The following is a 6,939-nucleotide window of genomic DNA, read 5'->3' as shown; positions in this document are numbered from 1 at the left end:
GGCGGATCGGGCGGTAAGTGACCCCGCGTTGCTGTGCTGGAGGGTTACAGGGTGCCGGTGGCGATGTTGAGCATGCGGCGCAGCGGCTCGGCGGCGCCCCAGAGGAGCTGGTCGCCCACGGTGAAGGCGCTGATGTACTGCGGGCCCATCTCCATCTTGCGGATGCGGCCCACCGGGATGTCCAGGGTGCCGGAGGCTGCCACGGGGGTGAGCTCGGCCATGGAGGCTTCCTTGGTGTTGGGAACCACCTTGGCCCATTCGTTGTCCTCGGCCAGGAGCTTCTCGATCTCGGCGACGGACAGGTCCTCGCGGAGCTTGAGGGTGAGGGCCTGGGAGTGGGAGCGCATGGCGCCGATGCGGACGCAAAGGCCATCCATGATCACGCGGTTTTCCTCGGAGGTGCCCAGGATCTTGTTGGTCTCGACTCCGGCCTTCCACTCTTCCTTGGACTGGCCGTTGCCCAGGTCCGCGTCGATCCAGGGGATCAGGGAGCCGGCCAGCGGCACGCCGAACTGGGTGGCGTCGATGTCCGTGCGCTGGTGGGCGAGGACCTTGCGGTCGATGTCCAGGATGGCCGACGCCGGGTCGTCCAGTTCCGTGCTGACCTGGGAGTTGAGCGTGCCGAACTGGCTGAGCAGTTCACGCATGTGCCGGGCGCCGCCGCCGGAGGCAGCCTGGTAGGTCATGGAGGTGCCCCACTCGACCAGGTTGTTCTTGAATAGGCCGCCGAGGCCCATCAGCATGCAGGACACGGTGCAGTTGCCGCCGATGAAGTCCTTGGTGCCGTTGACCAGTCCCTTGTCGATGACGTCGCGGTTGATGGGGTCCAGGACGATGATGGAATCGTCGTTCATGCGCAGCGTGGAGGCGGCGTCGATCCAGAGGCCGTCCCAGCCGCGGCTGCGGAGTTCGCCGTGGACCTGCTTGGTGTAGTCGCCGCCCTGGGCGGTGACAATAATGGGCAGCTTCGCGAGGGTGTCGATGTCGAACGCGTTCTCGAGCTTGCCGGCGCCGTCAGCGAAGGACGGCGCGGCACCTCCCGCGTTGGAGGTGGAGAAGAACACCGGGTTGATGTTGGCGAAGTCGCCCTCGTCCTGCATGCGCTGCATGAGGACGGAACCGACCATGCCGCGCCATCCGACCAGGCCGACGGAAGGGGTAGCTGCTGTAGTCATCCGTCCAGTTTAGACTTTGGAACCGGCTGGGCGCAGTCGGTTACGTCACTCCTGAACGGAACAGACGACGGCGGCACGCACCGACTGCCTACCAATGCCCGGCCAGCGGGTCACCGTGAGACGTGTCCTGCGCCTGGTTCGGGCGCCTTCCGCTCTTTCCGCAGCTTCTTGGCCCGGTACTCGTCGCGGGCCATGCTGAAGGTGTACCACGCCCCGAATCCTCCCAGCGCGGTGAGGAACAAGGCGCCCCAGAAGGGCTGCTCGCCGCTTCCCGCCGGGACCAGAAGAATTACCAATGAAAGGATGACTAAAAGCCCTAAGACGGCAGACACAATTCCCATGCCCCACCATGTCCGGACCTGCGCTTGGCCCCGGCCCGGCGAGAAACCGATCTCGTCCGCAGGATAACTGTGCAGTTCGCCGGTTGCGGTCCTCCGGAGGACGCGTTTTTCTCCCCGTGACAGCGCCTCCTTGTGCTCGGCATACACGGCGTCGTTTCGCCGCTCAGCTTCTCGATTGAAAACCATCAGCAGGCTGTCCCCTTACCAGTCGAATTGCTTGGCTGTTGGTTCCGGGATTCCCCGCTCGGCCCGGAGGCGCTTGGCCGCCGAGGCCACCTTCGCCATCCGAATAGCGTAAAGGGTGCCACCCACCCCGGCCGCGGTCAGGAACAGGGCGTCCCACATCGGGTCTTCACCCCTGCTGGTGGGTCCGGCTACCAGCAGGATAGAAAAGACCGCCACGGCAGCTAAGAAGACAGCCATCACCATGAAGCCGGCAGCGGACCGCACCTGGGGGTGCGAACTGGCGGTGACCACGCCGAGCTCGTCCTTCGCGTAACTGTGGAGCCTGCCCTCGACGGTGCGAAGCAGGACCCTCTTTTCCCCGCGTGCCAGCGCCTGTTCGTGGTAGGCACGGACTTGGCCGTCCGAGTTGGGGCCGCTACCCGCATTGCTGCCTGGAATGCCGTTCTGCACGCGAGTCCTGTCGAATCGATTGAATGCGGTTCAGCACCGTTGAGACCTGCACCCCGCCGCGGCGAGAGCAAGGTGGTTGGTCGGCTGTACAACACCCAGAACCAGCCACCAGTGAAGATGATGGAGCAGACGAGGCTTAGGTGGGTTCCCCTGGAAAGGGGTATGTACTTTCAGGGAAGTTATCTCGGGTGACCGCGACGGAACCGGGGTGGGCAGTAAACCATTCACGCGCCTGGTCGTCGGTGACAACTACAGAGGGACGGGGCAAGCCGCGTTCCCTGCGAAGCCGACGTGCACGCAGTTCTCCCCGGAGGGACCGGATGGTGAGAAGCCAACCGCCGGTGCACAGGACGGTGAATACCAAACGAAAACAGCATGGCACCGAGGTGTAGGCCAGCGACGCTTATGATCAGCAAAACGGGACCCAAGAGAGCCGGGACCGTTAACACGGCAACCAGCAACGACATGCTGGCGATGCTGCGTGCGGTGTAATTGCCGAAAGGCTGGGCCCCGCCAGCGCCCCATTCTGCTTCCGTGTACGCGAAAATTCTGCGGTCCGTATCTTGGGCGAAGAAATACTTTCGATCGGGCATGGTCATAGGCTCTGTCACTATGAAGCGGGCTAAGCGGCTTCCCCTGGAAATGGATACGTGCTCTCAGGGAAGTTGTCCCGCGTAATTGGGATGGAACCGGGGTGGGCGGTGAACCATTCCCTCGCCTGGTCGTCGCTGACGATGACAGAGGGTTTGGGCAGGCCCCTTTCCCGCCGCAGCCGGCGTGCCCGCAGTTCACGTCTGAGGGACTGGATCGTCAGGACCCAACCGCCAGTGAACAGCAGTGTGCAAAGCAGAAAGAACAGGGCCGGGCCGATCTTTAGGCTGATAACTGCGCCGATGACGAATATCGGAGCCAGGAGCGCGGGTATCCCCAGACAGATGACAAGTAAGGACAGCGTGGCAACGCTGCGGGCTCCATAGTTGCCGAAAGGCTGAGCACCGCCGACACCCCATTCATCACGTGTGTAAGCGAATATTCTGCGGTCGGCGTCCCGGGCAAAGAAATACAGGCGATCGACTCTGCGTCGGGAAAAGGTCTTATCAGGCGTTGGCAGCAATGCCCTCACCTACCCGAAGGTCGCTAAGGATGCCGGTTAGAGCCGTTTCGTCCGGCGCTACGACATGCTTTCCAACGATGTCTCCATGAACAGGGGCGCAGATCCAGTGGCTGTCTTCACGGCGAACCAAGAGTTCCGCAGGCCCCATAGACCCTAACGTGCGGATCCGCACACCGCCATGAGCGTGCTCGCGAAGATGCTCCCGGACCACAAAGGATTGAGCCGCTTCCGGCGCGACGTCAGGATCCTGCGGCAGGGCAAACCACGCCAGCATCGTTCGCGGCTGAAACAGCAGCTTCGTTTTGTCGGACTCGATGTGCAAGACGGTGTCGCCGGTTTCTGCTGAGTCGAGGAGGTCCAACTGGGTCCATCTTTCTGCGTTTGCCACAGTGTATGCGACGACATCAAGCCGCGTATCGAAGCTGACGGTCAGGTCCGGCGCCACCGTGGCCAGTCCCCGTGCAATCAGGGATGACAGGCCTGCCCGTACAAGGCCTGGATCACGTGTTTCATCGGCAAGCCGAAGCCAGGAGGCGCTAGTTTCCGATGCTCGGGTGCTTTCAAGCTGCAGGATGTAGGCCATGTCTGCAAAGCCGAATCCGACGGACCTGTCTTCAATCCCAGGTAATTGGGACATTGTTGCTTCCCCTCTCCTCATGGCCGTTACCAGCCGAAAAAGTCTTTGACGCCTTCGCTGACGTTGTTCACTACATCCTCGACGACCTCGCCGGCCACGTCGAAGGAGCTGTCGATAGCGTCTTTGGCTCCCGGAAACAGTTCCACCGCAGCCCATGCCCCACTGATCACCATGCTGGTCACGTTGATTGGCGGAGGGGCAAAAGCCGCCAAGCCCAGTGCCGTCTTGAATCCCGACCGCATGGCGTCGCCCGTTTCACCTGCGCGGATGGCATTGACCGTATCGAGTCCGTCCAGGCCGATTCCTACAGCACCGAGCAGGTTACCAGCCGCGTTAAGCCTGAACATGCTGCTGTCTGTGAGCTCGGCCGCCCCTGGCATGCGGATGGACTCAGCGAGGTCGCCGAACCTTCCGCTCACCAGGTCCGCTGTTGTCGAGAAGAAGCCGCGCAGCTCGTCGTTTACTTTGGCCACATTCCAAAGCTCTTCGCTGCGAATTATCGCCAACGCGTCAGCCCGGAACCCATTCTGCCAAGCGGTTGCGATGTCGTCTCCGTAGCGCCCCGCGAACTGTGTGATGTCCCGAACTGCCAAGGGAGAAGTCTTCATGCCCAGCACACCGTTGTACGCATCCCAGCCCCGGCGGAAGGGCGAATCACCGTTGGAAAGCCACTCCGGACCCCAAGGACCCGCGGGCCCCGAGTTTCCCGCGCCGGTTCCACCGCCGCCCGATATTCCGGCTGGTGAACCGCCGCTGTTGCTCGCATTCTCCTGCTGATTGGCGTGTTCCAGCAGCTTCGCGGACTCCTGCTTCAGCGCCAATGCCGTTTGCTGGAGGAGCATACGGTGCGTGCCGTTCCAATCGGACCGGAACCTGACGGCGTCCTGGCCCTTCCAGGACGAATTGTTGTTGATGGCGCTGCCCAGCGATGTTGATTGCTGCAGCAGCGAATCCGACGTTCGGCCCAGCTCCCGCGCCAGATTGCGCAGTTGCTCGACGTCGGCGCCCCACAAAGTTCCTGCCACCCGGCATCCCCCCAATATTTCGAACCGCCGTCCCGTTGCGCGGCAGCACCCAGCCTAGGACAGCATCGGATAAGCCGCGATGGGGTGAGCTCCCCATGGGGCCTGCAGCGCAGACCGGCTCAGCCCCGCTTGGTCTCCTCCAGCACAGCCGCTTTCCGGGCGCGCAGCGCGAAGAAGGCGCCGAAGGCGAAGACCTGCGTGACCACCACCAGCACAATCGCGCCGGCGATCTTGTTGCCGCCCAGGATCATGGTGAGCCCAACGATCGCGGACAGGAGCGCCAGCAGCGGGAGCAGCATGTACCCCAGGACAAAGAGGGTTTCAGGTTTCTTCAGCACGTTTCTAGCCCTCGGTCCTTGACCATTTGGTGAATCGGTAGCGGGTGCCGTTGGCTGCGGTCAGCCAGCCGTCCGGCGGGACGGAGGCCGAAGCCTCCCAACTGGTGCCAAGCTCGGGGGCGAACGTGTCGCCGTCGGCCTCCACATCGATGGTGGTGACCACCGCGACGTTGGCGAGGTCCGTGGACTGGCGGAAAATCTCCCCGCCGCCCAGGATCCACACGGTGTCGCCGCCGTCGACGAACTGGGACTCCAGCAGCGCGTCATCGAGGGAAGGAACCACGACGGCGCCCTCCGCCTCAGGCGTGTCGGCCCAGCTTTTCTGCCGGGTGATGACGATGTTGGTGCGCCCGGGCAGGGGGCGGTACTTCTCCGGGAAGGACAGCCAGGTCTTGCGGCCCATGATGACCGGGTGCCCGGTGGTCAGCCGCGTGAAGTGCTTGAGGTCCTCCGGAAGGTGCCAGGGCATGTCCCCGTCCTTGCCGATGACGCCGTCGGGGGTCTGGGCCCACACCAGCCCAACGCCGGTGACCGAGGCGGCCAGCTCTTCGGTGAAGGACTGCGGATCCGTGAAGTTTTCGGTGCTCATACTGCGATCGGCGCCTTAATCGTGGGGTGGTGCTGGTAGCCCACCACTTCGAAGTCTTCCAGGGTGTATTCAAAGATCGAGGCCGGCTTGCGGTTGATCTTCAGCTGAGGGTAATCGTACGGCTCCCGCTCCAGCTGCTTGAGGACCTGGTCCATGTGGTTTTCGTAAATGTGCACATCGCCGCCGGTCCAGATGAACTCGCCGGGCTCCAGACCCACCTGCTGGGCCACCATGCATGTGAGCAGGGCGTAGGAGGCGATGTTGAACGGCACACCCAGGAACATGTCCGCGGAGCGCTGGTACAGCTGGCAGGACAGCTTGCCGTCGGCCACGTAGAACTGGAAGAACGCGTGGCACGGCGGAAGTGCCATGTCGTTCAGTTCGGAGACATTCCAGGCGGACACGATATGCCGGCGCGAGTCCGGGTTGGACTTCAGGTTCTCCACCAGCTCCGCGATCTGGTCGATGTGGCCGCCGTCCGGAGTGGGCCAGCTGCGCCACTGCACGCCGTACACCGGACCCAGGTCGCCGTCCGCGTCGGCCCACTCATTCCAGATGGTGACGCCCTGGTCCTGCATCCACTTCACGTTCGTTTCGCCGCGCAGGAACCACAGGAGTTCCACCGCCACGGACTTGAAGTGGACCCGCTTGGTGGTGATCAGCGGGAAGCTTTTCGTCAGGTCAAAGCGCAGCTGGCGCCCGAAAACACTGGTGGTTCCGGTCCCCGTGCGGTCCGACTTGTGCGTGCCTGAGGCCAGGACATCGCGCAGGAGGTCTTCATAAGGCGTTGGAATGCTCACGCCCCAAGTCTATCGGTGTGGTCCTGCCTCGCCTGCATCATTTTCGCCTGAGCCTGCCGCGAAGAAGGTCCAGCAGGACCTCGTCACTGAGTTGCGCTTTCCGCCCGGCGCCGATGTAACGGTCGACGGCGGCAGTCACCTCCTCCGGGACCGGCGCCGGGGCTGCGTCCCCGGCACCCGGGGCAACACCGGCAACAATGGTGCCGCCCCGCCGTCGTGATTCAACAACACCGGCGGCCTCAAGTTCCTTGTACGCCCGGGCCACCGTTCCCACGGCAACGCCA

General features: G+C 63.3%; 8 protein-coding genes and 1 pseudogene. All 9 read right to left on the bottom strand.

Annotated elements, in window-relative coordinates:
• Positions 1-44 precede the first annotated feature (44 nt).
• Entirely contained in the window at positions 45-1,175 is a 1,131-nt protein-coding gene (gene asd, locus P2Q66_RS20820; protein ID WP_275731224.1) for an aspartate-semialdehyde dehydrogenase, read from the bottom strand.
• A 110-nt stretch (positions 1,176-1,285) separates the two neighbouring features.
• The gene (locus P2Q66_RS20815) at positions 1,286-1,702 is read right to left on the bottom strand and encodes a hypothetical protein (protein ID WP_275731222.1); all 417 of its coding nucleotides are present in this window, start codon (positions 1,700-1,702) and stop codon (positions 1,286-1,288) included.
• A gap of 15 nt (positions 1,703-1,717) precedes the next feature.
• Complete coding sequence (locus P2Q66_RS20810) at positions 1,718-2,152, bottom strand: hypothetical protein (protein WP_275731220.1); 435 nt, start codon at positions 2,150-2,152, stop codon at positions 1,718-1,720.
• Between the two features lie 1,097 nt (positions 2,153-3,249).
• Positions 3,250-3,903: a hypothetical protein gene (locus P2Q66_RS20805; RefSeq protein ID WP_275731218.1), complete on the bottom strand. Its 654-nt coding sequence runs from the start codon at positions 3,901-3,903 to the stop codon at positions 3,250-3,252.
• 26 nt (positions 3,904-3,929) lie between these two features.
• Entirely contained in the window at positions 3,930-4,916 is a 987-nt protein-coding gene (locus tag P2Q66_RS20800) for a WXG100 family type VII secretion target (RefSeq protein ID WP_275731217.1), read from the bottom strand.
• 131 nt (positions 4,917-5,047) lie between these two features.
• A complete protein-coding gene (locus P2Q66_RS20795; protein WP_115525250.1) occupies positions 5,048-5,266 on the bottom strand; it encodes an NF038396 family protein in 219 nt (72 codons plus the stop codon).
• 4 nt (positions 5,267-5,270) lie between these two features.
• On the bottom strand, positions 5,271-5,855 hold the full coding sequence (locus P2Q66_RS20790) for a dihydrofolate reductase (RefSeq protein ID WP_079596637.1): 585 nt from the start codon (positions 5,853-5,855) through the stop codon (positions 5,271-5,273).
• Positions 5,852-6,655, bottom strand: a complete 804-nt coding sequence (locus P2Q66_RS20785) for a thymidylate synthase (protein WP_275731214.1) — start codon at positions 6,653-6,655, stop codon at positions 5,852-5,854. Before P2Q66_RS20785 ends, P2Q66_RS20790 begins: the two co-directional genes overlap by 4 nt.
• Before the next feature lie 37 nt (positions 6,656-6,692).
• A pseudogene (locus tag P2Q66_RS20780) lies at positions 6,693-6,939 on the bottom strand (GntR family transcriptional regulator); the annotation flags it as partial.

It is taken from the genome of Arthrobacter sp. Cr_A7 (assembly GCF_029222765.1).
Classification (GTDB): domain Bacteria; phylum Actinomycetota; class Actinomycetes; order Actinomycetales; family Micrococcaceae; genus Arthrobacter.
This window is presented reverse-complemented; position numbering and strand designations above follow the sequence as displayed.